The sequence below is a fragment of the Belliella alkalica genome (assembly GCF_022549785.1).
Lineage (GTDB): Bacteria > Bacteroidota > Bacteroidia > Cytophagales > Cyclobacteriaceae > Belliella > Belliella alkalica.
The window spans coordinates 304,614-331,264 of record NZ_JAKZGO010000002.1 but is presented as its reverse complement, the minus strand read 5'-3'; the positions used below and the strand labels follow the sequence as shown (position 1 = coordinate 331,264).

The window sequence follows — 26,651 nt, the reverse complement described above, 5'->3', positions numbered from 1 at the left end:
CAATTATTTCAACCCAAATTTACATGACATGATAATAGGTGTTCCTAAGGAGATTAAAAACAACGAAAACAGGGTAGCATTGACCCCTGCGGGTGCAAAAGAGCTTGTAAAAAGAGGCCATTCCGTATTTGTACAGCATACAGCAGGAGAAGGTAGTGGTTTTACTGATGATCAATATACAGAAGCAGGCGCTGCAATCCTTCCTACTATAGAGGAAGTATATGCAATAGCTGAGATGATCATGAAAGTCAAAGAACCAATTGAACCTGAATACAAACTGATCAAGGAAGATCAATTATTATTTACATATTTTCACTTTGCCTCGTATGAGCCTTTAACTAAAGCGATGATCGAAAACAAGTCGGTATGTTTAGCATACGAGACTGTCGAGAAGGTTGATAGAAGCTTACCACTGTTAGTACCTATGTCTGAAGTGGCTGGTAGAATGGCAATCCAAAAAGGAGCAAATTATCTTGAGAAACCATTGGGTGGAAGAGGTATATTACTTGGCGGTGTACCAGGTGTACTTCCTGCCAAAGTGATCATTTTGGGTGGTGGAATCGTGGGAACACAAGCCGCTTGGATGGCTGCAGGTCTTGGAGCAGATGTGACTATCATGGATGTCTCTTTACAAAGAATGAGATATTTATCCGATGTTATGCCTGCCAACGTGAAGACGATGATGTCCAATGAATTCAACATCAGAGAAATGATCAAAGATGCAGATCTAATCGTTGGTGCTGTACTAATCCCTGGTGCTAAAGCTCCTCACTTGATCACTAGAGATATGTTGACAGATATGAAAAAAGGTGCTGTACTAGTAGACGTGGCTGTGGATCAAGGTGGCTGTATTGAAACTTGTAAGCCAACTACGCACGAAAACCCTACCTATGTAATCGATGATGTAGTTCATTATTGCGTGGCAAACATGCCTGGAGCAGTACCTTACACTTCTACACTTGCACTTACCAATGCAACTCTTCCTTATGCTATCCAACTTGCAGATAAAGGATGGAAAAAAGCAGCCCAAGAAAACCCTGAGTTGGTACCAGGGCTGAATGTAATCCATGGCGATATTGTTTACAAAGCAGTAGCAGAAGCTTTTAACCTAGATTATGTTCCTGTATCAAAATATTTGGCTGACTAATTCGCTGAAGTAAAAAGTAATAAAATTATCTGCAACGACTAAAGTAGGTGAATATATCACTTATAATTATGCGAGTAAATTGACAACAGTCAGCTGATTGAAATGAAATTCTAACAATATTTCAAATGGCTACTGGTTTAAAAGCAGATATACATAAAAGTTAAAAAAAGCCACCTTGATGAAAATCAGGTGGCTTTTTTGATATGAGAGAATGGAAATATGTGTTATGTGTGGAAAATAGTTGACATTTTTTTTTTGATTTTTCTTTATTTCCGATGACCATTCAATTGCCTCGTCAGGGCAAAAGTGACTCAAATATTTACAATTGCATTGGGTTCAAACCAATGTTAATATCAGTTGCCTCACGATAAGGATTCGGGACAGGTTCTTCAGGGCATATTCTCATTTCTTTGTCAAGTCTTAAGTCTCATATCTTGCGTCTCAAATCTAACTTTAATCTAAAAATTCATCACAAAACCAAAGCCATTTCCTGTAAATGCCAAATTCTCTACGATTGTAGGAAGCTCTTTGCCGTGGACATTGTGAAAAGCGTACTTGATAGCATCAAAACTCATCAGAAAAGCCCCTTGAAGCATTATTGATTTTCCAAAGCCCTTTAATTGATCCTTATCCAATCTCCTACCTCTTTCAAGTACATACAAGCCTCCAGCTATATATGCTACATCCAAAGCTGCATTTACCAATAAAATCTTTTCAATCCCGTGTTGGGCTTGGAGGGTCTCCCAAAATTCTGAGCTTGGCGATTCTTTCATTGCAGAATAATATCCAAATCCAGCTATGGCTAAATTAACTGTGTTCCAATACATATTCATCTGTTGAAAAGCCTTGGTTTCTCCGGATGTTCTTCCTGCCATCACTCCACCCAAAACTATATTTCCAACCGCCCAAGATCCCAAGATCATCATCCCAGATTTGTTGTAATCTATCCTCACTTGATTGAATTCAGTCAACTGTGAGGGAATATCTTGTGCATTCGCAAAAGAGACACAAATCAAAAATACAAGGATCAATAAAATTGCTGGCTTAATATTAAATTCCTTTTGCATAGCGTTTTTTATTTTGTAAAGTACTTTGGTAGAAAATTGTTTGAAATCAACCTCCCAAAAGCACTTGCTTTTCGTAAGCAAATAAAATTAATCTTGATCCGAAAATCACCAAAATCACAGCTACTACCCTATTCATATTGACCATGAATTTTTCAGTAACAAAAGGTTTAAGTTGCTTGGCAACAAAGGCTTTGAGCAGATCAATACCAAAAACTACGAATAAAATCCCGAAGTAATACAGGAAGACATCAATATCTGCAAATGAATCCTTGAGGTTGACCACTCCAGCTATCGAAATCCAGAAAAGCAACACAAATGGGTTGATCCCATTGATGCTAAAGCCTTTCATAAAAGCAGTTCTTTTCTTGGGTTTAGTGATAATTATTCCTCCAGTATTTGGCCTTTGCACTACTTTCTTGAAAAAAGTAACTATCCCAAACCCAATCAATACCGATGCTCCCGCATATCCCAATATTACTTCAAAGTATGGATTTTCGGCAAACAAACTTACACTGAAAAAAGTGGCCAAGACATATACCAAATCGCTGAGCAAAATCCCTAATGCCAAAACAGCTGTATTTCTAAAACCATTCTGAATAGAATTCTGGATCAAGGTAAAAAACACCGGGCCTATCATCGCAGACAATAACAAGCCCATGCTGACACCTTCCAACAATGCTTGAATACTCATCGATCGCTATTTTGTTCTTCCAAAAAATGTAACCAAGATGTCATCTTATCACCTTTGAGCACACGAGGGAATTTATTTTGTCCTCCTTCTTTTCCTTCGGACTTCAACCATGCATAAAATAATGAAGGAGAAATCAAATTTACCTTGACATCCTTCAATGCATGCTTTCTCTCCACAGCATAATCGTCATTGAGCATACTGAGAACTTCATCTAACTTCACTTTCAAAAGCTCGAGATCAACCTTGTCTTCTGTCCCAAAATACCAATGATGGGCAAACAGACTTCCATGCGGCTTCCCAAGAACTGTGAACTCCCTGATATCAATATCAAATTCATCTTCCAATAGATTCACGGCTTTGTTCATATTATCTACTGACAAATGCTCCCCACAAAGACTTAAAAAATGTTTGGTTCGTCCAGTAATGATGATTTCGCTTTCCTCTTTGGATACAAATTTGATCACATCGCCAATCAAATATCTCCAAGCTCCAGCACATGTACTGATCAACAGTGCATATTCCTTTCCTTCTTCAATTTGATCTACATTCAATGTCTGGGCATTCTCTCTCACTTCTCCATTGGCATCAAAATTTTGATCATTAAAAGGAATAAATTCGTGGAAAATCCCTGTATTCAATACCAAACGCATTGATTTCCTATCCGGAAGAGCCTGAAAAGCCATAAAACCTTCCGATGCCAAATAGGTTTCCATATAAATCAATGGTTTGGCCAACAGCTTTTCAAAACCTTTTTGATATGGTTGAAAAGAAACTCCTCCATGAACGAAAATCTGCAAGTTTGGCCAGATATCATGAATGGTCTTTAGCTCATATTTCGCGATGATCTTTTCCATAAGGATTTGTAGCCAAGCAGGAACTCCCACAATGATCCCAATATCCCATTTTGGTGCATTCTGTACAATCTGATCGAGTTTTTGACCCCAATCCTTGTTTCTGGCGATCATTTTTCCTGGCTTGTAGAATCTTTGAAACCAAATAGGCAATCTTCCAGTGGTAATCCCACTCAGATCTCCTGCGAAGTATGTACCATTAAACTCCAAATCGGTACTTCCACCTAGCATCAGAATTCCTTTAGTGTAAAGATTATCGGGAAGATCATATTTGGAAAGTGTCAAAATTTGTCTCACCCCAGTCTTTCTGATGGCTTTGACCATATCTTTCGAAATTGGTATAAACTTCGAACTAGCCCCAGAAGTACCCGAACTCAATGCAAAATACCTGATAAAGCCAGGCCAAGTCACATTTTTCTCTCCATTTTTTAATTTATGCCACCATTCATTGTATATTTTTTCATAATCGTAAATCGGTACACTATTGGAAAAACTTGAGTAGAACTCTTGGCTCTCCTTCTTGAAACTCTTCAAAATTTCCCCAAAACCATACTTTTTTCCAATTTCAGTTTTGGCTGATTTGATCAGGAGTTTTTGCAATGTTTGCTTTTGGAGCTCTATGGGAGTGCTTCCCTCTTGTTCAAGAGATTCCCTTAATCTGATCCCTTTTTTTAGTAATGTACCTAATATAGCCATATCTTTGTTTAGTGGTTAAAATTGGGTTAATGCATCAAAATTTCTCTTTCTAACGCTAAAACCAAATTTGGGTTAAAAGTAAATAATTGTCAAAATTAAAGTAATGAGTATAAAAGAAAACTTAATTGTAATAAAAAAAACATTTTCGAATACAGAATGCCTTCTCGTAGCAGTGAGTAAGACCAAACCGATCGAAGATCTGAAAGAAGCCTATGACGCTGGGGTTAGGGATTTTGGTGAGAACAAAGTTCAAGAATTGACTGATAAATATCCGCAAATGCCAGAAGATACACGATGGCATATGATTGGTCATTTGCAACGCAACAAAGTCAAATATATCGCACCTTTCGTACATTTGATTCATGGAGTGGACTCATTTAAGTTACTCAAAGAAATCAACAAGCAAGCAAAAAAAGCGGAAAGAACGATAGATTGCCTGATTCAAATCCATATAGCCAAAGAAGAAAACAAATTTGGATTTGACGAAAAAGAGCTGGATGAAATGCTTTCAAGCGAAGAAATCAACACCCTTCAAAACATCAAAGTAATAGGTTTGATGGGTATGGCCACATTTACAGAAAAAGAAGAAATCATCAGAAATGAATTTAAAGGTCTAAAATCCCTATATGGTAATTTAAAGACCACTAAATTGCCAGCAAATTTTGACCTGAAAGAAATCTCTATGGGAATGTCTGGGGACTACCTTATTGCCCAAGAAGAAGGAAGCACTATGGTGAGGATCGGTTCGGCGATCTTTGGAGGAAGAAGCTAGATGTGAGAAGTGAGATATTAGACGCGAGAAGCGAGATTCAAGACAGGACTAAGTCACCTCGATCCCGAAAGCATTCGGAAGAAGCTTGCCCCGCAGAATTGCGGGGAGGTCTCGTCCCTATTTGAAACTGGAAAGTTGAAGTTGGGGTATGAAATTCAGTATGAGATTTCTCCTTCCATCGAAATGACTATCCTCTAAAATAAAGATGTAAATATAAAAAAAGCATCAATGAAACCAGAATGTGACAGATGTGAACTTCTCGGAACTTGGTACAACGTACTTTATACAGTTGAAAAAATCCACAGATAAAAAAACTTGAACAACACAAAATCTCTTTCCTTCCAACTTTACAGCATTCAAACATTACAACTTATTGAAAAATGAAAAACACAAAATACATACAACTCGCGGCAATATTTGGAGCATTGGCAGTGGGGATTGGTGCTTTTGGAGCACACGGCTTGGAGGAAATCCTTACAAAAAATGGTCGAATAGATACTTTTGAAACTGGTGTAAAATATCATTTCTATCATTCCATTGCCATGGCTATCGTTGGCATATTGATCATTAATTTTCCAAAAGCAAAATATTTTAGCTCAGCAGCATTCTTATTTTTGATTGGAATAGTTATCTTTTCTGGATCATTGTACTTCCTTTCACTTACAGGAATTACTTGGCTTGGTGCCGTCACTCCTCTGGGTGGTGTGGCATTTATATTAGGATGGATTTTCCTATTTTTGGGAGCAAGGTCTATAAATCAATAAATCAATATGTTAAGAACTCCTTTTTTAATCATTCTTTTTCTCTTTAGTTTCAATTTCGAAAGCTCGGCACAATACGGGCATTTGGAAGATAGTTTAAGCAATCGCTACGAAAGGCTACATCAACTATTGGGTCCCAATTCTTTTTTTGACAACCATCACAGTGGCTTCATGCTGTATGATTTGGATAGTCAATGGGTGCATTATGAAAGAAACAGCCACATGAATTTCATTCCTGCTTCCACTACAAAGCTATTTACATTCTATGCTTCGCTGATGGTGTTGAATAACAAAACGAATACCTTTCGCTATGTCACCAATGGCAACGAAATTACAATTTGGGGTTCTGGCGATCCTTCTTGGAAATACGATATACTTCCGCAGCCTAAAATCGAAGAATTTTTGAAGCCATACAGTAAAATTCACTTTTCAGATGCCAATTGGAAAGATACTCCATTTGGATATGGTTGGGAATGGGATGATTATAATTATGCCTATTCGGCCGAAAGATCACCCTTTCCTATTTATGGAAATGTCGTCACTTTCAAAAATGTCAACAAATCCCCAATTGGTAATATCGCTGATTTCTCAAAATTGCTGACAAATGAAAAATCCAGTTTCAATTCAGTTAGAAGAGATTTTCATAGCAACACATTCTATTATAATCCAAAAACATTCACTCACCCAGCACCTACTGTCCCTTTTGTCACTTCACCGGAAGTGAGCGTTTCTCTGTTGAGAAATATACTTCAAAAACCAGTGGAATTGGTTGACACTCCCCTACCGACCAACAGCAAGGTTTTCAGTGGTGGATCTTTGAGGCCACTGCAAAAAGAGATGCTTCAGGAAAGTGATAATTTTATTGCTGAGCAGATTCTTTTGATGGTTTCTGACGAGCTTTTTGGAGAACTCAACAATGAAAAAACAATAGAATATATTCAAAAGACATATCTGACAGATCTTCCTGACGAACCAAAATGGGTAGATGGATCTGGGCTATCTCGCCACAATCTTTTCACTCCAAGAAGCATGGTGAGATTGGTTGAAAAAATTGACAAAGCCATACCAAGAGATCAACTGCTGAGTTTACTCCCACAAGGAGGAATCAACGGAACTTTGAAAAACAATTACAAAGCTCCAACTCCATATGTATTTGCGAAAACCGGCACTTTGAGCAACAACCACGCTTTAGTTGGAATCATCAAGTCAAAAACAAACAGATACTATGCTTTTGCCTTTTACAACAACAACTACTTGAACAAAGCCAGCGAGATAAGGACCGAAATGGAAAAAGTTTTGGTCTTTATAAGGGATAACTATTAGTTTATTGTCAGCAGTCTAAAGTTTAGGGAGTGGAAATAAGTTATTGGGGGATTGGTGATTAATGATTAGGTGATTGGAGGATTAGTGGATTGAGTGATTAGGTTACTGGGAGATTGGGAAATTAGGGGATTAAGTTATTGAGGGATTGGGTGCTTGTGGGGGAAGGTAGGTTGGTTATTTAATTATATCTATGTCCGTTTTCTTACCGGTAGCCAAGTAAATTGATATATTTTAAGTCAATTGATACACTAATAACTAATCAACCTAGAACCCATGTGCGCCGTGGCGTAAATAACGATTATCAGCATGATTTTATTGGGAAATTCACCCACTGATGTCATTGCGGATAATCATATTTAATTATTTGGTGATTGGTTAAATAGGTTTAATAATATCTTTAGCCGTTTTCATACCAATAGAATCTAAATAATTGAATTAACCTGTGATTTCGAACCAATATCAATAAATATCCAATATCTATTAGTATCAGTTTGCCAAAAAACAATCGTGTAATTGATTAATGGCATGATTGCGAATAATCATTTAAAATAAAATACATTTTTATGAACAAGAGAAATTTTATCAAATCGTTGGGTCTTTCACTTGGGGCTTTTCCTTTTCTTTCTTTGACAGAGAAAAATACAAGTTTCTTAAATGAAAATTTACTTCTTCCCAAACCAATCAAGAAAGGTGATACAGTTGGTTTAATCAGCCCATCAGCTGCAACAGCTGAAAGGATACAATTTATGTTTGCACAGGAAGCGTTGGAAGCTCTCGGGTTAAAAGTAAAATTGGGCGAAAACCTTAAAAACAGAAGAGGTCACCTTGCTGGGACGGATGAAGAAAGAGCGGGAGATCTAAACAGCATGTTTGCAGATAAGGAGGTAAAGGCAATTATTTGTATCAGAGGTGGGTCTGGAGCAGCAAGAATTCTCCCAATGATCGATTACGAAATGATCAGACAAAACCCAAAACCGCTTTTGGGATATTCGGATATTACAGCGCTTCATCTTGCCATTCATGCCAAAACGGGGCTGATCACATTCCATGGGCCAAATGGAACTGGAAGCTGGAACAATTTCAATGTTCAGCAATTTGAAAATGTTTTCTTCAATCAAGAAAAAGTAACTTTTCAAAATGAAGTTGTCAAAAGCGACGATTTGGTGGTGAAAGCAAACAGAACAATTCCTATGATTTCTGGAAAAGTAGAAGGCAGAATTCTTGGTGGAAACTTGACCGTTTTGACAGCACTTTCAGGAACCCCTTACCTACCCGATTTCAGAGATAGCATCTTGTTTTTAGAAGATATCAGTGAAGATCCATACAAGATTGACCGCATGTTTAGTACCTTAAAGCTCAATGGCACATTGGAACAAATCAAAGGTTTTGTATTTGGTCAATGCACAGATTGTACGCCGTCGGGCGGATATGGATCGCTTACTTTGGATGATGTTTTGGATGATTATATTCTTCCTCTGGGTGTTCCTGCATACAAAGGTGCCATGATCGGTCATATTCCTAAGCAATTTATAGTACCAGTAGGTGCAAAAGTATCACTAGACGCTGATCAAGGGACGATTTCGCTCTTAGAACCAATATTCGGATAAGATGAAAAATATCCCATATTTCCTGATAATTACACTGATTCTCTTTCAATTTGGCTGTTCGGCAGTAAATACCCCAACAAAAAACTCTTCTATGGACAAGCAACTTACTTACCTAGCATTGGGTGATTCTTATACAATTGGTGAAGGTGTTGATGTAGCGGATCGCTATCCAAATCAAGCCATAAAGATACTTTCTAATGACAAACTTCTGTTTGACAATCCCAAAATCATTGCAAAAACAGGTTGGACAACTGATGAATTGGCAAAAGGTATAAAAGATGCAAGTATTGAAGGTCAAACATTTGATTTGGTCACGCTTCTTATCGGAGTCAACAATCAATATAGAGGAAGGACCATTGATAATTATAGGGAAGAATTTACAGACTTACTTCAAAAAGCGATTCAATTTGCAAAAGGAGATAAAAATCATGTGGTAGTTATTTCTATTCCAGATTGGGGTGTCACTCCTTTTGCTGCAGATAAAAGCGCTGACAAGGATAAAGTAGCTCAAGAAATAGACCTTTACAACCAAGCAAAAAAAGCTATTTGTAATGAAATTGGAATCGCCTATATTGACATCACTGAGCACTATAGAATCCACGGAATGAAACCTGAGTCAGTAGTCTCAGACAATCTCCATCCAAGTGGAATGATCTACAGGCATTGGGCAGAGGGTCTTGTGGAAGTAGTGAGAGGGATGGAGTTTTAGGATGATATAACTGCGAAGAATAAAAGAGGTTTTTTTATTTAATTACTTTTAGTCATTCTTCATCAAAAGAAAAGAATTTGTCTAAACTTAACATAAACCCTATTATCAATAAAAAGGAATTTCGCTGTTCAAAATAATCGAAATTTCAAATTCAAAATGAAAAAATCCGAATGGCTAATACCAATTAGTCCAGCCATAAGATTAAATTTAGATTACTATATCCCCAACTCTCTTTTCTTTTTTTTAACCAAATCTCCCATCTCGCTCAAGTCATTGATTACACCTCCAAATTTCATGAACTGACTTTCTGTATTAAACCAATAGGTTTCTTCGCTTCCTTTAACTTTTATCTTATACAAAGGCGGATAGACAAACTGAATTAAGGAGATAGACTCTACATCCATCCAATTTGTTTTCAATTCCCAATCACTCTTCTTTAAGGTCACTGTTTGACTACCTAATCTTGCCATAACGAATTTATCCTTAATAGTTAAAAATATTAGAATCATTGCGAACCCAATCAATCCAAAAACAACAGTTACAAATAAATCCTGAGACAATTGCTCACCATTCATCCGTATCAATTGTGGAAAAAACCAAGAAACAAAAGATGTTTTCAACAGAATAAATCCTGCTCCAAGGAATACATACTTAAAAAAATAATGGTAATTCTTATTACTTTCCATGATATTTATTTGCCTCTTGATTTTTCGAGATTAAAATAGTTAACTCTATTTGAATTTTTGGCTAATCCACTCATGCTCAATACTAGTCATTACTAACGCATTGTCGAATTTCACAGAGTCTTTTGGGAAAATTTTTTCATTATCCAAAAAGCTTGATTTAAAATTCTGAACCTCAAGTGGTCGAACTTCCCAATTATAAACTTTCAGTCTCAGTCCTTCAAATTTATCTTTCTTTGGCGAAAAACCAAGGTCTCCAACTTCAAAAAAGTCAGAAGCATTACTCAGTGTTTCAAAAATTGATTTATCACTAAATACCTTTGATTCTGAAGCTTCAATTAAAACTTCGGTATTGTCAGAGCTTTTAAAGTCAATATGATAATTCCCCATATTTTCCTCAACATTGAATTCTGCGTGATAATGTTTCCCTGGAAATATCCTTCCGCCAACAAGCGTATTTAGTTTTAATGAAGTGTCTCTTCGAGGAATATAAACTCCTGATTTTATCTTTCCCAACTCCTCCCACTCTACAGCTATTCTATGAGCACCATTTTCAGAGTTAACCCCAATAAAGTCTGGAAGCCCTTTTGGTTTTATATTCTTAAGTCGGATTAAACAAATTCCAATGATAGCCTTTTCCTTGTAAAGTTTAGGTCTAAAAGGGAAAGGAACAATCTTCTCTACCACTTTTGGATCAGCTGTAAAGTTAATTAATATTCTTCTGTCAATATATCCGTGAATATTGGGTATTTTCATTATTGTTTAATTTATTCACCATTGGATTTAGCTTTGATATCTGAAAGTTTGCTGATTTCGAAAGCAACCCCTGCCCAATCAACCAAACCATTATTCAATAACTAAACTATCTCTTCAAACGTCTTTCAGCAATTTCGCATACATTGCTTAGGATCCATGCCATTATTTTCGTTTAAACGTATTTACGATGCTTTTTATGTCAGAAACTGCATCTTTGCTATCCTTTAGATACGTTCCTAAAAAAAGATAATACCCTCCATTTTCGTCAAACAAAATAACTTGATACATTTCTTCACTTTCATTGTCATTGTTTTTTGCAAAAAGTTCAAACCCATGTAGATTGTCAATTTGGATTTCATTAATCCCTTTACTCGGAATTACAGAAAAATCTTTTGGGTATTTTTTGACTCTTGAAATACAAAATAATTTTTGATTTTTAATTTCAACTTTGTCAAAAGATTTTTCCGTCAAAAGTGTTGCTTTATCAAGACTTTCGGTCGGAATTTTTAAGTCTCGATTAAATAACATCCCATTTCCAATTACATAATTAAATTTCAATGAACCGGATTCTTCGTTCAAAGAATAATTTAAAGCTTCTCTTGGATTGCTGATCAAATCAGAATCCACAAAAGTTGTTAAAATACTTTGTCTTATTCTTTCACCTAATTGTAGTGAATCTTTTAAAAAAGTTCCGTTAATAAGTGTACTTGATTTTTCATTTCCATAAACAACCAATTGCTTTGAAAATTTCATTCCGTTTACGGATTGGTCAATATCAATAAGTAATCCATCCAAATCAGATACTATAATTTCGCTTTTCCTGATTATCTCCATCCCTTGGGATTTTAGCATTTCGGGATCAAATCCTTTCAGAACCTCAGAAAATGGACCTGGAATTTCCAAAATCATAATCATTGCTGTTTGGTCAATAGGATTTTGGAAACCTTTAAAGTTATTCGAAGATTCAAACAAAGATGGTGGCACCATAAAAACATTTGTTCCTTCAACTTGAATATGACTTCTAGTCTTTTCTTTTGCGAACTCTTGTCCAAACCCTATAAAGGAGTTTACCAATAGTAAAATTGTGATATTAATTTTTCTTAGCATTAGTGTGTCGTTTTTCTAACTTTGGCAGAAAAGTAAATTTTCTTCCTCAAGAAAAAGGCTGTGCAACAAGGACTTTAAATTTATTTGGTTTCCAATTTCACGACCAATCCCCTATCGATGCGAGAGGTTCTTTAAATCTAAATAATTTCATTCAAAATCATTCTCATTTTTCTCAAGTAAACACAAAAAAAAGCAGACCCAATTACGAGTCTGCTTTTTTAATGATTTTCGGTTTTATTACTTTCCTTTTGGAAGGACGTTTGAGATTAGGGATACTTTCTCGATTGGTTCTGCGGCGTTTGAGTAAACCCTTACTACAGAGTTTTGCTTGCCCATTTTTCCAGCAGAATTGAATACTACTTTCATCTCACCTTTTTCTCCAGGTGCGATAGGTGTTTTTGGCCAGTTAGGTGCTGTACATCCACAAGTCACAGCTACATTAGAAATGATTAAAGGTGCATTACCAGTGTTTTCGAAGACAAAGGTATGCTCTACCTTGTCACCTTGGGTAATATCTCCGAAGTCGATTGATTTTTCTTTGAAGATAATCTCCGCTCCATCTTTTTTCTCTTGAGCTTGAACTGCAATAGCGAAAAATGCCATCACCATAAATAATACTAACTTTTTCATTGATCTATTTTTTATTATTTTGTTATTTTCTCTATTGATATTCAAATATTATTCTTTAATATTCATTCAACAAGTAGCATTAGGTTAAAGTTTAGAAGGTTAAAAGTTTAGGAAATCCTGACTTTTTAACCGATCCACTATTTACTTAATCAACTCTTAAAACCAATCCACTATTCCCCAATTCACTTAATCAACTATCCCCTATTTCACTACTCTCTGCATTAAGATAAAATCTTGGGTGAAAGTTCACCATAAAGACTTCTTTTGTCGCTCGGGTTACTGCTGTGTAGAGCCATCGGATATATTCATGATCGACTTGCTCTTCTGTGAGATAGCCTTGATCGACAAATACCGCAGCCCACTGCCCTCCTTGTGATTTGTGACATGTCAACGCATATGCAAACTTTATTTGCAGGGCTGAAAGATAAGGATCTTTTTTGATCAAATCCATCCTTTCTGTTTTATTGGCTACATCTGCATAGTCCTCTGATACTTGCTGGTAGAGACTTTTATATGCCTCCGGACTCAGCGAAGGTGTAGGGCTGTGCAAAGTGTCCAATATCACTTTTGCTTCAAAGTTAGGCTCTTCAGGATAATCAATCAACCTTAATTCCAATGTAGCAAATCTCAAGCCATATAATTCTTCAAAAGAACGAATTTTTGCAACTTCTACAAAATCACCATTTGCCAAAAAATTCACCTTATCGGAATCTGCCATGTAGGTGTAATTGTTTTTTACGATCATCAACATATCACCTGCAGAAATCTCCTCTTCATAGAAATGAATCGTTCTTCTGATGTACTCATTATATTGCACTGCCATTTTGTTTGAGCGGGTGATGATGATGGTGTTTTCGACATCATATTTGCTGTATGCATACCGCAATCCATCTTCCAATCTTTCTCCTGTCATTTTGAAAAAATCCTTGAACCCTTTGGTTGAAAAACCTATTACGGGCTTTTCTTTCAACACCTCACCTCGAAGAAGTGTAGCATTATAAAGAATACCAGAGTTCAACTGTTGCCGCATTACTTCTCTAAGTTCCGTATCATCTACCGAGAGTCGAAAATTCCTAATCAAGTAACTCTTGTCCAGTGCTGGGCTTTGCTTACTCCCTACTGGCGGAAGCTGTGCAGTATCTCCAACTAGCAATAAGCGATTTGTCGATTCTTGAAAAACATACCGTACCAAATCCCTTAACAAACTCCCTGCGCCATCATCAGCAAGCATGGAAGCTTCATCTACTATAAAAACAGTGTTTTTATAGTAATTTTTCATCAAATCAAACCCCATCGACAATTCTGGGGAATTGCCTTTTGGCCTGTAGATGATTTTATGGATTGTAAAGCCTGATTTTCCTGAATAATTGCTCATTACTTTTGCTGCACGACCAGTAGGTGCCAGAAGCAATGATTTCATATTCAATCTCGACAAAGATTTAACCAAAGCTGAGATGACAGAAGTCTTCCCTGTACCTGCATATCCACGCAAGATGAAAGTTAAGCCTTCCCTATTCTCTTGATCCAGAAAATTATCCATTTTTTGAAAAAAGACATTTTGTCCTGAAGTGGGTTCGTGCGGGAAATTTCTTTGAAGTAAAATAGAGGGCTTTATATAGACTTGCTTATCTTTATTGTTCATTTGTCACGAATCTAAGTCTATTATGACGAAATTGGAAAAAGAAATTGAGGAGAAATTTGGAGGAAGGCTAAGAACACGGGTAAATGGTGTTTTGATTAAAGATGATAAAATACTTCTAATCAAACACAAATTAGGGGAGAATAAGTACTTTTGGAATGTCCCTGGTGGTGGGATGAAGTATGGAAGCTCTGCTGTGGAAAATCTAAAGAGAGAATTTTTGGAGGAAACTGGACTTAATATTGAAATAAAAAGGTTTATTTGTACATCAGAATACCTAAAGCAGCCTCTTCATGCGATAGAGCTTTTCTTCGAAGTAGAACCAATAGGCGGAGAACTCAAAATTGGCAAAGACCCTGAACTAAGTGATGAATTTCAGATGATCACTGAATTTGGCTTTTTTGACATTGAAAAACTATCGTTTATCAAAAAAGAAGAAAAACATCACTTATTTTGGGGAATAAAATCACTCAATGATGTGAGAATATGGAAAGGATATTTTAATTTTGAAAATAATTGTCTAAAATAGCATTTTAATAATTACACCATCAACCTTATTTAGCAGATTAAATCGATCCGAAAATGACGTTAACTAGAATTTTATCTATTGTTTTCTTATTAGGCGCACTTGCGCTAGCTTACATGTTGTACAACTCTGTAGACAGTGTAGTAGAAAAAGAAAAAGAAATTGCGAGAACTGAAGCAAGAATTATTGAGAAGTTACAAATGCTTAGAGATGCACAGCTCGCATATGTTGCATCAAATAAGGAGTATGCAGGAGACTGGAATGAGTTGAAAAATTTCATTCAAAATGGTCAAATTTGGCTTGTTCAAAGAAGTGAAACTACCAAATTATTGGATTATGGTAAAGAAGAAACTACAGTTACCTTCGATACCTTAGGATCAGTAAATGTGATTGATTCACTTTTCAATGCAAGAAAATATCCTGACTTTAATCTCGAGGCATTACACGTGGTTCCTGGCTCAGGTGGAAAAACTTTTGAATTCTTTGCTGATAAAGTTGAAAGAAATCAGAGAGAAATCCCTGTGTTTGAAATAAGAGATCCTGAACCAATAAATCCTAAAAGATTAGCTAACAACAAAGAGAAGGCTTTGAGAGTAGGTTCTAGAACTGATTCATCAACTGCTGGTAATTGGGAGTAATCTTGGCTGATACTGTTGTAAATATCCAAGAAAACATTTATAGCGATAAATTTGACATTGATTTAGTGTCAAGTTTATCGCTTTTCTTATTTGATGAAAAATACATCCTTTTAGGAAAAGATGTAAATGATCAAATATCTGGTATTCATCAAAAATTCTTTTCAGATCTTAATTCATTGAATTTTGTATTAGAAAGAGACAAGCTATTTGGGCTTGATATACCTACAAAAATCTTCTTATTTCACAAATCATTCGCTTTGATCCCAGGTGTGGTTTTTGAAGCGAGTAGTTTAGAGACATATTTAAATTTTTCTGATCAAAACGATTTACCTGCTACTTACTTATACTCAAATATAGATAGCAACAACTTATATATTGCCTCAAAAATCGACAATAGTCTCAAGGCTATTTTCGAGAAGAAAAAAAGCAATATTACATGCCACCATGGTTCGAGTTCATTTCTCTCCTATGCATTTGGTTGTCAAAAATCGTTTCTTAATCAAGAAATATTGATTTCAGTATTTGGGCATAATTTTTATGTCGCAGCCTTCAAAAATCAAAATCTTGATACTTTCAATGTCTTTGAATGCGAAGATAGAGACAGTTTTATGAATTATCTTTATGGAGTATCAAACCATTTAGACTATGATAGAAAACATTGTAGGGTAACAGTCATGGGCGAGTTTGAGCAACTAGAAATTGATCAAGATTTTGGAGAGAAATTTTATAAAAATTTCAAACTAACGCAACCTGAACCTAATCAAAGATATCAAGATGGGGCAGAAATATTTAAAAAATCAAAATTCTTCGAAGGATTTTGGGAATTCAAATAAGTTACTCCAACATGAAAAAAATAGCTATTTTCCCAGGTTCCTTTGATCCATTTACTAATGGACATCATGACATAGTCCTGAGAGGTCTTAATATTTTTGACAAGATATTAATTGGTATTGGATATAATTCATCAAAAAAAAACAGATATTTTGACATCGACATGATGGTCGAAAAAATCAAAGGTGTATATGCAGAAAACCCTCGCGTAGAAGTGATAGTCTACAACGAGCTTACCGCAACTTTGGCTAAAAAACATGGTGCTGAATTTTTGATCAGGGGTCTGAGAAATACCACTGATTTTGAGTATGAAAATACCATCAGCCATATGAATCGGAATCTTAATCCTGACTTAGAAACAGTATTTTTGATTACCTCTCCGGATTTTGCAGCAATAAGTTCGACAATTATCAGAGAAGTGCACAGATATGAGGCCGATATAAATAAGTACCTTCCTTATGATGTCTGAACTTTCGGCATCAACCTCAAAAATCTCTTGTATAAGTATCTCATAGATGGATATGAATTCACTAAGGCTACTTTCGCTTCATGATGGGATAGCCATCGAATATCTTCAATACCTTCTTCAAGCTGCGGCTTCATACCATTGTCATTGAGGTTTTCCATCGCAAACCAATATGTCTTCTTCAAGATACTTTTTCTGTTGTGTGTATAAGTATGCCAAGTCTTACAGATTTCCTTCCCGATTTTCACTTGGATGGCACACTCTTCCTCTACTTCCCTGACGGCGCACTCTTCTGGACTCTCTCCTTTTTCAAACTTACCCTTCGGCAAATCCCATTTTCCCAAGCGGTGAATAAATAGAACCCTATCACCTTTCGTCACAACACCTCCTGCAGCTTTGATGATAGTAAATCTACTTTTGATAAATTTTTTGGTAGCTTCCTTATCTTTGGTCACCAATACCACAGAGTCAAGATTTTTCAGTTTTCTAGTCCTCATCAAATAGAGTAATTTGATGATGATGTCCTTAGACGGATTAGTGATCAATACATCATCGTGAAAATCTATCGTAGAGGGCAAATCAGCCGGGTTTTCGTAGATACACTCAAATGTCCTGTCATCTGATAATTCTTGCGGACTAAGGATGTCCAAAGGTTTGTCATTAATAAAAATCTTCATGGTGTGGGATATTTTTACCAATTGAGTTTACATAGAAATCCAAAATTGCAGAAAAAAAATCAGCATCCACAATCCCTCTTGATATTTATCTGCTATTTTTGAGACATGAAATTATTTGACAAAACCGTAGCTGCCGAAGTTGCATCAAAACTTCTTGAGATTAAAGCCATCAGACTTCAACCAGAGAAACCCTTTACTTGGGCTTCTGGCTGGAAATCACCTATTTATTGTGATAATAGGCTTTCATTATCGTTCCCTAAAGTGAGGGATTTAATAAAAGAAAATTTGATAAAAGCCATTCAACATCACTTTGCTGGAGTAGAAGCAATTGCAGGAGTTGCTACGGCTGGAATACCACAGGGAGCATTGCTTGCAGATGCCTTAGGAATTCCTTTTGTCTATGTTCGATCCAAAGCAAAAGGTCATGGAATGGAAAACATGATAGAAGGTAAAATCACCCCTGGCCAGAAAGTAGTTGTCGTTGAAGATTTAGTTTCTACTGGAGGAAGCTCTCTCAAAGCTGTGGTTGATTTAAAAGACGCAGGATTTGAGGTCTTGGGGATGGTAGCCATTTTTACTTATGGATTTGACATTGCAACAGAAAATTTCAAGAATGCAGGTATAGATTTGGTGTGCCTGAGTGATTACGCAGCCATGCTTCCGCAAGCCCTAGCTAAAGATTATATAGATGATGATGAAACACTTGCCTCTTTGGTTGAATGGCGAAAAGATCCAAGTGTCTGGGGGAAATAATGTAAAGTCAATTAGTCAATTAAGTTGATTTGTTAAATTAGTCATTCACTCACCTAGTTTAACCACAAAGAATGCACGGAGTTCACAAGGGAATTGAATTTCAGAATAATTCCCTTGTACACTTTGTGACCCTTGTGAAAACCTTGGTGTTCCTTGTGGTTAATTTTTGGTTTGTATTTCAGACCTCTTGTTCTATTCCAACTTTCTCAGATCACAGGGCTACGCCCCTGACAACGACTTTGACATCGGTTTTTACTACGAAGAATTGTGGGCTATGCCCCCAAAAAAATATTCAAAGATGATTTTGCTTAATTAATAAGAGACTGGGGCGTTAGCCCTACTATCTTCGTAAAAAAAGATTCTACCAAAGCCCTGAGGGGCGTAGCCCTGATTTCTTCTGATACAGATAGTTATTAAGTTAATTTAGGGATTAGTCAATTAAGTTGATTTGTTAAATTAGTCATTGACTCGCCTAGTTTAACCACAAAGAATGCTCGGAGATCACAAGGGTATTGATTTTCAGAATAATTCTCTTGTACACTTTGTGACCCTTGTGAATACCTTGGTGTTCCTTGTGGTTAATTTTTGGTTTGTATTTTAGACCTCTTGTTCTATTCCAACATTCTCAGATCACAGGGCTACGCCCCTAAAATCATCTGGATCCATACTTTTCTACGAAGAACTGTGGGCTCTGCCCCCAAAAATAATTTTCAAAGATGATTTTGCTTAATAAATAAGAAACTGGGGCGTTAGCCCTACTATCTTCGTAGAAAAAAAGATTCTATCAAAGCCCTGAGGGGCGTAGCCCTGATTTCTTTTCTGGTTTTTTTGTGCTAATCCTTCAATTTTACTTTGATGACAACAGGTAAATGGTCTGAATAGGCAACTTCAAAGACCTCAACCGAAACGATCTCCCAGTCAGAATCTTTGTCCAGCCAAAAATAATCTAACCTTGTATTCAAGTCTTTGGATGAATATGTGAGTTGGGGATCACCGAAATCCAATGCTGCATCTGTAAAATGATCAGATATAACATTGTAGGCAGCCTCTTCCGAAGTGAAATTAAAATCACCAGTCAAGATAGATGGGGAATCAGAATCCATCAGTATTCGTATGCTTTCCATCGCCTGAGCCATTCTGTTTTCTTCAAATTCATGGCAGAAATGAGTGCCTGCAAACAGTAGCTTGCTCTTTTCTAATTCCACTTCAGCAACAGCCATACTTCTACCCTCACCTCCATGTGGAATTGGTAAAGAGTAACTTTTGAACGATACAGGTAACCTGCTCAGCAGACCTTCTCCATATCCACCCTCGGAGTAATCAATGGCTTTGGCAAAAAAAGATTGCATCCCTGTCATTTCCCCTAATTCCTTCACCACATCCAGCTTCCTGCCGTCATTGAAACCCTGGGTTCTGACTGTCATGCTATCAACTTCTTGAAAAGCCACCAAATCAGGCTTTATTTCCAGAATCAAATCAGCAATTTCTCTAAGATTACTTTTACCCAAGTTGTAAGGATCTTCACCATGATAAATATTGTAAGTCATCAAAGTGAGTTCAGTTGCCTTTTGAGCTTGGCTACAAAAAGAGAATAAAAGAAATAGATTGAGAAAGAAGAGTCTGTAGTACATCGTTTTATAATTTGGGTTAGAAACTACCAAACTAATAAGTTTTCGACTTCGAAAGAATTTTAATCTTAATTATCTTTCATTTTCTTATATCTCAACAATGCTTCCAAGAAATAATAATCTGCATAAATCAAAGGCACATCCACTTCATTGCCACTTGGAAGATTTCCTGTGCTATGTTTGAGTAGAAAATACGGGTTGGCATCGCCAGCATTCAAATAAGCTTCAGAGCTTAATGATTTCAGCATTTTTTCTGCAGCATCGAAGTACTTTTTCTTTTGCTCACCATCTAAGTAAGTCGATAATTCCAACAAGGCCGAAGCAGTTATTGCAGCAGCAGAAGCATCTCTTGGCTGCTCTTCGAATTTTGCAGGATCAAAATCCCAATCTGGTATAAAACCTTCTTCTCCAACATTGAAATCCCAAATAGGGATCATGTCTTCTGGAAGCTTCGGATGGTCTAGGAAAAAATCAGCCAATCCAACCGCTGTTTCCAAAAACTGATTATCTCGGGTAGCTCTGTACATGGTCGTAAATCCATAAATCCCCCATGCTTGTCCCCTAGCCCATGTGGAATTATCCGAAAACCCCTGCAATGTTTGTTGATGAAGAACATCTCCATTTTTGGAATCATAATTGACCACATGATAAGTACTGAAATCATCTCTGATGTGGTTTTTCATCGTCTGTGTGGCATGTTGGATTGCCACATCGTAAAACGAGGAATCTCCAGTATTCTCAGTAGCATAGAAAAGCAATTCCAAATTCATCATATTGTCCATGATGACAGGGTATTCCCAAGTATTGATATCCCCTTTTGATTTTCTTTTGTTCCAAGATTGGATACTTCCAACCACAGGAGAGTATCTTTTCACCAATGATTTTGCAGATTCAATCAGAATCTGATCATACTCATATTTTTTCTCAAATCTCAAAGCATTCCCGTAGCTGCAAAACATCATAAAACCTATATCATGATGACTTGTATTGAATTGATTGGATTCTAGTGAATGTGTCCACTCCAAAGCCGCCTGCTTCCATTGATCATCTTCAGTGTATTCATACATATACCATAGAATCCCAGGCCAAAATCCACCAGTCCACTCATCTATTTGTAGGTATTTGATGGTGCCGTCAGGATTGATTGCATGGGGATAGTCAGTGAAGTTACCGCTCGTTTCTTTGAGTAAATTGCTGTATAAAGGCTTTGCAGCCTGAAAACTTTGATCCACGAAATCAACGTTCGGTTCTTTCGATTGTATTTCTTCTTTTTCCTTTTCCGAGCATCCAAAACCTAAATGGAATGCCAACCCCAAAAGAAAGAAACAAGAGATTTTATTATTAAGAGTCTTCATATTATTGTCAATTTTTCAATGTAAATAGCTGTTTGATCAATTGGATTTTGGCTTGTAAGACCAAAGTTCGGTGGCTTTTCTAAAGAACAATGTACCTTCATTATCCATCACCAACAAACCTGTATCTTCTGCAATTATTGTAAATTCTTTGGTAAGAGGATCTATTTTGAAGAGCATTTTATTGTCTGTCCCATAGATATTTCCGTCAGGATGCATAACCAAAAAAGCACTTCTCCAAATGTGGCTTTTGAATTCAGGGAAGTCATAAAGTTTGTGAGTGGAAACAATATTATTGTTCTCAACATCAAAGATAAATAGCGTTCCGTCTGCCATTCCCCAAACATTGCCGTCAGGCCCTTCTATCAAACCTGTGATTGCAGAGGCTCCAACTACAGGTATCAGTTCTGATTTCACTTCCGCTTTTTCTATGTCCCATACGAATAGTTTTGCATCTTTCGTTTCTGGCATTTTTCCCAGACCTCCTGAAATGGTCGTACCTCCAACCAGAAATCCTTTGTTGTAAATCAAACCTGAAATCCCCTGCTTTGGAATCGGCTGATCGAAAGTCTGCAATTCTTCTGAATCGATATCATAAATGACCAAAGCACCTCCAAGTTTCCCATACTCAGGAATCATCCCAAATGCCATTTTTTTCAAATCAGGAATAGCTGTAAGGGCAAAGGATCTACTTTGACCTTCTATCTGTCCCAGAAACTTAGGGTTTTGATCAACTACATCCCATCCCTTTTCGGTATCTAAAACATAAAATTTCCCTTTGGGATAAATACCAATGTAGATTTCATTTCCAAAAACTGCCATTCCTTCGGTTTGGTCTAAACCTTTGAATTCTTGGTGAATTCCTGTCGAAGGATCAAAAGAAGCATGCCCTCCTGCCAAATACCCACCAGTCCAGATTTTCCCATCGGGACCAAAAGTGATAGCATTGATAGGTATAGGTTGTCCTGGAATTTCTAATTTTGTCTTTTCTGTGATTTTGGTTTTGACATTGTACTTTATAAGGTTAGCTCCTGAACTTAGCATCAAAAGCTCACCATTTTCTCTATACAAGAAAGCATTGCCACTGCCTGATCCATCCAAAAGCACCTTGTTTTTTTTGTATGGTTTTTTAGGGTTGAAAGCTACAAGGTTTGAATTGGAAGTATGAAAAACGTGATTACCTGCCTTATCAGAGGTGATTGCTTTCATATCCATACCTTTTATTTCCTGCTCGAATTTTTTCGTCTTAAGATTGTAAACCAATGTTTCGTGTCCAGCAGTCAATAATGCAAACAGCCTGTCTTCCCCATTTTTCCCAGGTATAATTTCCAGCGAATAAACAAATTCCTTTTCTTGATATTTTTCGGGCAACAAACTATTCTTCTTCCCAGATTTTGGATCAATTTCAATCAAATGCGCATGTGAACCAACTCCAGCATATAGCAGCCCTGTCCTGTGATGGAATGCCAAGCTTCTCACATAGTTTTCTCCTTCTACGATTGGCCCATTTCCCACATCTGAAAATCCCTGATCTGGATGGTATCTAAAAATCCTGCACCCTGGATAGGTTGCACCAAAGACTTCTCCATCAAATCCTGCCGTCAAGTTCCACAAATAAGTTTCTCCTTCCAGTACTATACCTAAGTCTTCAATCTCTTGTGTTCCCGGAGAGTGCTTAAACAAACTTCCATTCGCTCCCGGAATGTACAGACTTCCATCGCTAGCTTGTGCCAAATCCCAAACGCCATCCGCTTTTGGCAATGGAATATCCAACAACAATTGTTTGGAATCCACATCAAATGCCAGCAAATGGGCTGGTTCACCCCTTACTACTGAGTAAATCAAAGTTCTGCCTGAATTGTCCTCCACAAATAAACTCCCTTGAATCATAGATGCAGTCAATTGAACACCATGATTTGTAAATTGAGCAGACTCATCCTGTGCTTGGACCGCTATGGAAAGAGAAAGTAGAAATGTCAGAACCGAAAGCAATCTTAATTTTTTCATAAGCTTAGGTTTTATCATTCAACAAAAATGAACTTACAAAAGCATCGTCGTTCAGTTCAGGGTAACTGGAATAGACTCTGTCAATTTCCTCATTTTGACCTGATGATAATTTTTCTTCAGGATTCAAGCACCAAGTCCCAGCCAATAAACCTTGTCTTCTCAAAATCTCATGGATTCCGGGAATACATCCGTGGAAGCTATTTGCAGGATCAAACATTGCCGCATTTACATCTGTAATGGCGATGCCTTTTGTCAGTAATTTTTGGTAGTTTTTTTCATCCTGATTCATTTTGCAAGATTTGATTTCAGCCATTAGTTCTACAGCTTTTTGCGTCCAAACAGCCCAATGGCCAAGCAACCCACCTACGAATTCCTTTTCATGAACCACTCCATTGATATTGAAACTGTACTTGGTCAGTAGATCCGCTACAATATTATCATCATTGCCAGTGTACATGGCGATTTCATCTTTTCTACTGCTTCCAGCTACAGCTCGCATCACGTCCAATGTTTGATATCTATTGAAAGAAGCGCATTTGATTGCTTCCACATTGGGGATTTCGGCGAATTTCGACCAAAAATCAAAGCTGAAAATTCTACCTCCAACCGAAGGCTGAAGGTAGAAACCAAAAACAGGGATGATTTCGGCAACTTTCACTACTCTTTCCAGAATCTGGGCTTCTGTCCAACCTTGTAGCCCTCCCATGCTCAACAAACCCATATCATATCCATACTTCAAAGCCAATTTTGCTTCTGAAACTGCTTGCTCAGTAGAACCACAGATTCCAGCTATCTTCAAAAATGGTCGATCAAGCTTTTGCTTTTCAACCTCTTCAGCAGCCATCTTTAGGACTGTTTCAAAAAGATTGATTTCTGGATCTCGGATTTCAAATTGAGTAGAATGAACGCCGACAGCAACTCCACCAGCGCCAGAAGCAATGTAGTAGCGTGTCAATTGCCTTTGCCTTGCTTCATCCAAACTTCTGTCAGCATTCAGCGCCAAAGGATGTGCTGGAATGACTGTCCCGAGTTGCAAATGTGTCTTTAAAATATTGCTTAATTGTGTCATTAGAATTTCCCTCCTCTTTCTTGAAAATGTGTTGATTTGCCAAACTCTTCGCCACCCTGCAAAATCCAGGCAGCGGTGATGTCGATTATCTCCCTAATAGAAACTTTAGGATATCCGAAAATGCGATGGCATTCGGAAGCATTGTTGAGTAGGGCTGTCCCAGTTGGTTCATGGATGAATTGTGGAGCTTTGTCAAACAACTCCCCAAACCGCTCTGCCACCCATTGAATGGATAGAATTTCCGGACCTGTGACATTCAGGATTTTTGCTGGTGACTCGCAATGCAGCAAAGATCTCAGCGCAATCTCATTGGCATCATTTTGCCAAATGACATTGACATTGCTTGTTCTAAGATCAATTGGATTTCCTGACATCACAGATTTTGCGATTTCCATCAATACCCCATATCTGAAATCCACAGCATAATTCAGTCTGTAAATCAAGGTTTTGGTTTGGTTTTTCTTTGCGAAATATTCAAAAACCCTTTCCCTACCCAAACAAGATTGGGCATATTCCCCTATCGGGTCAGGGGCAGTTTCTTCGGAAGCACCACCGGAAGTCACGGGGACAAAAGGAAGTACATTGCCAGAGGAAAAAACCACAATATTTGAGTTCTTGAATTTCTCTGCCACCCTTCCTGGAAGATAGGCATTCATTGCCCAAGTGAACCCTTCATTTCCCGTTGTACCAAATTTATTCCCAGCCAAATAGATGACATTTTTCACATCAGGCAGACTTTGTAACTTTTCATCATCAAGAAGATCACATACGATCGTCTCTATCCCATCTTCTTCCAGTGCTTTTTTGGCTTTTTGATCAGAAAATCTTGATGCTCCAATTATTCTTTTCTCTATACCTGCTGCTTTGCATGCTTGTATGGCGAGTTTGCCCATACTAGGCCCCATTTTCCCACCAATACCAAGAAGTAGAATATCACCTTCGATTTTGGCAATATCCCGAATCAATGCCTCAGAAGGCACCAACATCACTTGTTCTAAAGTTTTTAAATCTTTCATACTTTATCTTTCCGTTACTGCTTTATGAAAAGCATTTATTTTATGAATAATTGATAGAAATTCCATCCTGCGAGCCCCAAAAGCAAGAGCAAGCCAAGAGCTCCTATGGATTTTGCAAAACCATTGTTTACATTTTTCTTCATGATACTTCCGTCATTCGCAATCGCATACATTGCCATACCAATAAATGGCACGAGAAAAATGGTAACACTTTGGGCGAAAATGATAAGTTCGAGTGGAAGCTTGCCGAAGATCAGGGAAATACTCGCGCCACAAACCATCACCAAAGCGATAAAGCTTTTGACAATTTTGTCGTTCAAACTTTTCCCAAAACCAAGTGAATCAGCCAACAAGCTCCCACCTACAGTCGCATTGCCAACCAAGGAAGAAAATGATGCTCCAAACAAACCTGCCAAAAACAAATGGGAAGCGTAAGAACCAAATAGCGGTTGCAGGGCAATGGACATTTCCGAGGCGCTGTTCACTTGGATTCCCTGTGGATGCAGAACTGCCGCTCCGCAAATGATCACCACGGCACTCATTACACCTAATATCAAAATGCCTGTAGCACTTTTATTTTCTCCCACCTGACCAGGTTTTCTATTTTCCTGTACCAAATACGACTGGTAAAACGCCCCGACAATCGAGAAACAAGAAGCCATAAATGCGATCAGTAAACCTTCGGAACCACTCGGGACAGAAGGGATAAATCCATTTACAATTCCAGAAAAAGATGGCTTTGCCAAAAAGACGGTAGTCAGGAATGAAAAAAGCATGATCCCTACCAAGGTTATCATCAACCTTTCCAAAGTCTTATAGAAACTTCTGAAAAACAGCAAGGCAATTCCGAGTGCATTGAAAACCAAAACCCAAATCCAGGGCTTGGTACCACTTGCTTCGGCTACAGCTATTCCTACTCCGATCGAATTTCCAGCCTGAAAGGAAGTCGAAACAAGAAAAACACCCAATCCGATCGTAATACCAGCAAATTTCCCCCACTTGGTTCTGATGAGTGTAAGTAAACTTTCTGTGCTGCTTATGCCGATTCTTGCTCCCATTCCTGTGAAAATCAACATAAAGAAAATAGCTACCACCACAATCCAAAGCATGTCATAGGCATATTCAGCGCCCAACCTGGAAGTAATGGTCATCTTACTTGGCCCAAAAACCAAGGCAGCTGTGATAATGCCTGGCCCAAGTGCCATAAGTTTCAAGATGATTTTATTGCTATTTTTCTGATTGGACATGG

General features: G+C 37.4%; 26 protein-coding genes. 11 read left to right on the top strand and 15 right to left on the bottom strand.

Annotated elements, in window-relative coordinates; translation table 11 throughout:
* Positions 1–28: 28 nt before the first annotated feature.
* A complete protein-coding gene (ald, locus tag MM213_RS03590; RefSeq protein ID WP_241410139.1) occupies positions 29–1,147 on the top strand; it encodes an alanine dehydrogenase in 1,119 nt (372 codons plus the stop codon).
* Between the two features lie 458 nt (positions 1,148–1,605).
* On the opposite strand, the gene MM213_RS03585 is transcribed toward ald, so the two are convergent.
* From MM213_RS03585 to MM213_RS03575, 3 genes are read right to left on the bottom strand one after another with little or no spacing between them, the layout of a single operon-like run.
* On the bottom strand, positions 1,606–2,214 hold the full coding sequence (locus MM213_RS03585) for a DUF6992 family protein (RefSeq protein WP_241410138.1): 609 nt from the start codon (positions 2,212–2,214) through the stop codon (positions 1,606–1,608).
* Between the two features lie 46 nt (positions 2,215–2,260).
* Positions 2,261–2,905 carry a LysE family translocator gene (locus tag MM213_RS03580; RefSeq protein ID WP_241410137.1) on the bottom strand — a complete coding sequence of 215 codons (645 nt, stop codon included), beginning with the start codon at positions 2,903–2,905 and terminating at the stop codon, positions 2,261–2,263.
* Positions 2,902–4,452, bottom strand: a complete 1,551-nt coding sequence (locus MM213_RS03575; protein WP_241410136.1) for a GH3 family acyl-acid amido synthetase — start codon at positions 4,450–4,452, stop codon at positions 2,902–2,904. Before MM213_RS03575 ends, MM213_RS03580 begins: the two co-directional genes overlap by 4 nt.
* 103 nt (positions 4,453–4,555) lie before the next feature.
* Between MM213_RS03575 and MM213_RS03570 the strand changes: the two genes are divergently transcribed.
* The 5 genes from MM213_RS03570 to MM213_RS03550 all read left to right on the top strand — a co-directional run bounded on the left by MM213_RS03570 (position 4,556) and on the right by MM213_RS03550 (position 9,624).
* A complete protein-coding gene (locus tag MM213_RS03570; protein ID WP_241410135.1) occupies positions 4,556–5,224 on the top strand; it encodes a YggS family pyridoxal phosphate-dependent enzyme in 669 nt (222 codons plus the stop codon).
* A gap of 380 nt (positions 5,225–5,604) precedes the next feature.
* Positions 5,605–5,988: a DUF423 domain-containing protein gene (locus tag MM213_RS03565; RefSeq protein WP_241410134.1), complete on the top strand. Its 384-nt coding sequence runs from the start codon at positions 5,605–5,607 to the stop codon at positions 5,986–5,988.
* A gap of 6 nt (positions 5,989–5,994) precedes the next feature.
* Positions 5,995–7,308, top strand: coding sequence for a D-alanyl-D-alanine carboxypeptidase (locus tag MM213_RS03560; protein ID WP_241410133.1), 1,314 nt, complete (start codon positions 5,995–5,997; stop codon positions 7,306–7,308).
* A 563-nt stretch (positions 7,309–7,871) separates the two neighbouring features.
* Positions 7,872–8,915, top strand: coding sequence for a S66 peptidase family protein (locus tag MM213_RS03555; protein ID WP_241410132.1), 1,044 nt, complete (start codon positions 7,872–7,874; stop codon positions 8,913–8,915).
* A gap of 1 nt (position 8,916) precedes the next feature.
* Positions 8,917–9,624: an SGNH/GDSL hydrolase family protein gene (locus tag MM213_RS03550; RefSeq protein WP_241410131.1), complete on the top strand. Its 708-nt coding sequence runs from the start codon at positions 8,917–8,919 to the stop codon at positions 9,622–9,624.
* Between the two features lie 215 nt (positions 9,625–9,839).
* Here the strand turns inward: MM213_RS03550 and MM213_RS03545 are convergent, their stop codons facing one another.
* The 5 genes from MM213_RS03545 to MM213_RS03525 form a co-directional block, all read right to left on the bottom strand.
* A complete protein-coding gene (locus tag MM213_RS03545; RefSeq protein WP_241410130.1) occupies positions 9,840–10,310 on the bottom strand; it encodes a hypothetical protein in 471 nt (156 codons plus the stop codon).
* A 45-nt stretch (positions 10,311–10,355) separates the two neighbouring features.
* Positions 10,356–11,063, bottom strand: a complete 708-nt coding sequence (locus tag MM213_RS03540) for a DUF2071 domain-containing protein (protein ID WP_241410129.1) — start codon at positions 11,061–11,063, stop codon at positions 10,356–10,358.
* Between the two features lie 162 nt (positions 11,064–11,225).
* Positions 11,226–12,170 carry a hypothetical protein gene (locus MM213_RS03535; RefSeq protein ID WP_241410128.1) on the bottom strand — a complete coding sequence of 315 codons (945 nt, stop codon included), beginning with the start codon at positions 12,168–12,170 and terminating at the stop codon, positions 11,226–11,228.
* Between the two features lie 237 nt (positions 12,171–12,407).
* A complete protein-coding gene (locus MM213_RS03530; RefSeq protein ID WP_241410127.1) occupies positions 12,408–12,800 on the bottom strand; it encodes a DUF1573 domain-containing protein in 393 nt (130 codons plus the stop codon).
* A gap of 190 nt (positions 12,801–12,990) precedes the next feature.
* Positions 12,991–14,442 carry an ATP-dependent DNA helicase gene (locus MM213_RS03525; RefSeq protein WP_241410126.1) on the bottom strand — a complete coding sequence of 484 codons (1,452 nt, stop codon included), beginning with the start codon at positions 14,440–14,442 and terminating at the stop codon, positions 12,991–12,993.
* A 22-nt stretch (positions 14,443–14,464) separates the two neighbouring features.
* On the opposite strand from MM213_RS03525, the gene MM213_RS03520 reads away from it, so the two are divergent.
* From MM213_RS03520 to coaD, 4 genes are read left to right on the top strand one after another with little or no spacing between them, the layout of a single operon-like run.
* Positions 14,465–14,968 (top strand): NUDIX domain-containing protein, encoded by a 504-nt coding sequence (locus tag MM213_RS03520; protein ID WP_241410125.1) that lies wholly within the window; start codon positions 14,465–14,467, stop codon positions 14,966–14,968.
* Between the two features lie 53 nt (positions 14,969–15,021).
* A complete protein-coding gene (locus MM213_RS03515; protein ID WP_241410124.1) occupies positions 15,022–15,603 on the top strand; it encodes a hypothetical protein in 582 nt (193 codons plus the stop codon).
* Positions 15,594–16,436: a DUF3822 family protein gene (locus MM213_RS03510; protein ID WP_241410123.1), complete on the top strand. Its 843-nt coding sequence runs from the start codon at positions 15,594–15,596 to the stop codon at positions 16,434–16,436. The genes MM213_RS03515 and MM213_RS03510 overlap by 10 nt, the downstream gene beginning before the upstream one ends.
* An 11-nt stretch (positions 16,437–16,447) precedes the next feature.
* Positions 16,448–16,903: a pantetheine-phosphate adenylyltransferase gene (coaD, locus tag MM213_RS03505; protein WP_241410122.1), complete on the top strand. Its 456-nt coding sequence runs from the start codon at positions 16,448–16,450 to the stop codon at positions 16,901–16,903.
* Here the strand turns inward: coaD and MM213_RS03500 are convergent.
* Entirely contained in the window at positions 16,891–17,577 is a 687-nt protein-coding gene (locus tag MM213_RS03500; protein ID WP_241410121.1) for an NUDIX hydrolase, read from the bottom strand. The genes coaD and MM213_RS03500 overlap by 13 nt on opposite strands.
* Positions 17,578–17,682: 105 nt before the next feature.
* Here MM213_RS03500 and pyrE point away from each other — a divergent pair, with 105 nt between their 5' ends.
* Positions 17,683–18,330 carry an orotate phosphoribosyltransferase gene (pyrE, locus tag MM213_RS03495; RefSeq protein ID WP_241410120.1) on the top strand — a complete coding sequence of 216 codons (648 nt, stop codon included), beginning with the start codon at positions 17,683–17,685 and terminating at the stop codon, positions 18,328–18,330.
* An 833-nt stretch (positions 18,331–19,163) separates the two neighbouring features.
* Here the strand turns inward: pyrE and MM213_RS03490 are convergent.
* The 6 genes from MM213_RS03490 to MM213_RS03465 form a co-directional block, all read right to left on the bottom strand.
* Positions 19,164–19,961, bottom strand: a complete 798-nt coding sequence (locus MM213_RS03490) for an endonuclease/exonuclease/phosphatase family protein (protein WP_241410119.1) — start codon at positions 19,959–19,961, stop codon at positions 19,164–19,166.
* 65 nt (positions 19,962–20,026) lie between these two features.
* A complete protein-coding gene (locus MM213_RS03485) occupies positions 20,027–21,313 on the bottom strand; it encodes a glycoside hydrolase family 88 protein (protein ID WP_241410118.1) in 1,287 nt (428 codons plus the stop codon).
* Positions 21,314–21,349: 36 nt separating this feature from the next.
* Positions 21,350–23,317 (bottom strand): ligand-binding sensor domain-containing protein, encoded by a 1,968-nt coding sequence (locus tag MM213_RS03480; protein WP_241410117.1) that lies wholly within the window; start codon positions 23,315–23,317, stop codon positions 21,350–21,352.
* Between the two features lie 4 nt (positions 23,318–23,321).
* Positions 23,322–24,386 carry a dihydrodipicolinate synthase family protein gene (locus tag MM213_RS03475; protein ID WP_241410116.1) on the bottom strand — a complete coding sequence of 355 codons (1,065 nt, stop codon included), beginning with the start codon at positions 24,384–24,386 and terminating at the stop codon, positions 23,322–23,324.
* Positions 24,386–25,402, bottom strand: coding sequence for an NAD-dependent epimerase/dehydratase family protein (locus MM213_RS03470; protein ID WP_241410115.1), 1,017 nt, complete (start codon positions 25,400–25,402; stop codon positions 24,386–24,388). The genes MM213_RS03475 and MM213_RS03470 overlap by 1 nt, the downstream gene beginning before the upstream one ends.
* Positions 25,403–25,437: 35 nt before the next feature.
* Positions 25,438–26,649 (bottom strand): Nramp family divalent metal transporter, encoded by a 1,212-nt coding sequence (locus MM213_RS03465; RefSeq protein ID WP_241410114.1) that lies wholly within the window; start codon positions 26,647–26,649, stop codon positions 25,438–25,440.
* Positions 26,650–26,651: the final 2 nt, after the last annotated feature.

What these genes read in the sequence shown, in the direction of transcription:
- MM213_RS03575 (WP_241410136.1), bottom strand. Translation starts at nt 4,452, where the DNA reads ATGGCTATATTAGGTACATTACTAAAAAAAGGGATCAGATTAAGGGAA.
- MM213_RS03535 (WP_241410128.1), bottom strand. Translation starts at nt 12,170, where the DNA reads ATGCTAAGAAAAATTAATATCACAATTTTACTATTGGTAAACTCCTTT.
- MM213_RS03500 (WP_241410121.1), bottom strand. Translation starts at nt 17,577, where the DNA reads ATGAAGATTTTTATTAATGACAAACCTTTGGACATCCTTAGTCCGCAA.
- coaD (WP_241410122.1), top strand. Translation starts at nt 16,448, where the DNA reads ATGAAAAAAATAGCTATTTTCCCAGGTTCCTTTGATCCATTTACTAAT.
- ald (WP_241410139.1), top strand. Translation starts at nt 29, where the DNA reads ATGATAATAGGTGTTCCTAAGGAGATTAAAAACAACGAAAACAGGGTA.
- MM213_RS03515 (WP_241410124.1), top strand. Translation starts at nt 15,022, where the DNA reads ATGACGTTAACTAGAATTTTATCTATTGTTTTCTTATTAGGCGCACTT.
- MM213_RS03485 (WP_241410118.1), bottom strand. Translation starts at nt 21,313, where the DNA reads ATGAAGACTCTTAATAATAAAATCTCTTGTTTCTTTCTTTTGGGGTTG.
- MM213_RS03580 (WP_241410137.1), bottom strand. Translation starts at nt 2,905, where the DNA reads ATGAGTATTCAAGCATTGTTGGAAGGTGTCAGCATGGGCTTGTTATTG.
- MM213_RS03565 (WP_241410134.1), top strand. Translation starts at nt 5,605, where the DNA reads ATGAAAAACACAAAATACATACAACTCGCGGCAATATTTGGAGCATTG.
- MM213_RS03540 (WP_241410129.1), bottom strand. Translation starts at nt 11,063, where the DNA reads ATGAAAATACCCAATATTCACGGATATATTGACAGAAGAATATTAATT.
- MM213_RS03530 (WP_241410127.1), bottom strand. Translation starts at nt 12,800, where the DNA reads ATGAAAAAGTTAGTATTATTTATGGTGATGGCATTTTTCGCTATTGCA.
- MM213_RS03545 (WP_241410130.1), bottom strand. Translation starts at nt 10,310, where the DNA reads ATGGAAAGTAATAAGAATTACCATTATTTTTTTAAGTATGTATTCCTT.
- MM213_RS03490 (WP_241410119.1), bottom strand. Translation starts at nt 19,961, where the DNA reads ATGTACTACAGACTCTTCTTTCTCAATCTATTTCTTTTATTCTCTTTT.
- MM213_RS03570 (WP_241410135.1), top strand. Translation starts at nt 4,556, where the DNA reads ATGAGTATAAAAGAAAACTTAATTGTAATAAAAAAAACATTTTCGAAT.
- MM213_RS03560 (WP_241410133.1), top strand. Translation starts at nt 5,995, where the DNA reads ATGTTAAGAACTCCTTTTTTAATCATTCTTTTTCTCTTTAGTTTCAAT.
- MM213_RS03585 (WP_241410138.1), bottom strand. Translation starts at nt 2,214, where the DNA reads ATGCAAAAGGAATTTAATATTAAGCCAGCAATTTTATTGATCCTTGTA.
- MM213_RS03555 (WP_241410132.1), top strand. Translation starts at nt 7,872, where the DNA reads ATGAACAAGAGAAATTTTATCAAATCGTTGGGTCTTTCACTTGGGGCT.
- MM213_RS03520 (WP_241410125.1), top strand. Translation starts at nt 14,465, where the DNA reads ATGACGAAATTGGAAAAAGAAATTGAGGAGAAATTTGGAGGAAGGCTA.
- MM213_RS03470 (WP_241410115.1), bottom strand. Translation starts at nt 25,402, where the DNA reads ATGAAAGATTTAAAAACTTTAGAACAAGTGATGTTGGTGCCTTCTGAG.
- MM213_RS03480 (WP_241410117.1), bottom strand. Translation starts at nt 23,317, where the DNA reads ATGAAAAAATTAAGATTGCTTTCGGTTCTGACATTTCTACTTTCTCTT.
- MM213_RS03475 (WP_241410116.1), bottom strand. Translation starts at nt 24,386, where the DNA reads ATGACACAATTAAGCAATATTTTAAAGACACATTTGCAACTCGGGACA.
- MM213_RS03550 (WP_241410131.1), top strand. Translation starts at nt 8,917, where the DNA reads ATGAAAAATATCCCATATTTCCTGATAATTACACTGATTCTCTTTCAA.
- pyrE (WP_241410120.1), top strand. Translation starts at nt 17,683, where the DNA reads ATGAAATTATTTGACAAAACCGTAGCTGCCGAAGTTGCATCAAAACTT.
- MM213_RS03525 (WP_241410126.1), bottom strand. Translation starts at nt 14,442, where the DNA reads ATGAACAATAAAGATAAGCAAGTCTATATAAAGCCCTCTATTTTACTT.
- MM213_RS03465 (WP_241410114.1), bottom strand. Translation starts at nt 26,649, where the DNA reads ATGTCCAATCAGAAAAATAGCAATAAAATCATCTTGAAACTTATGGCA.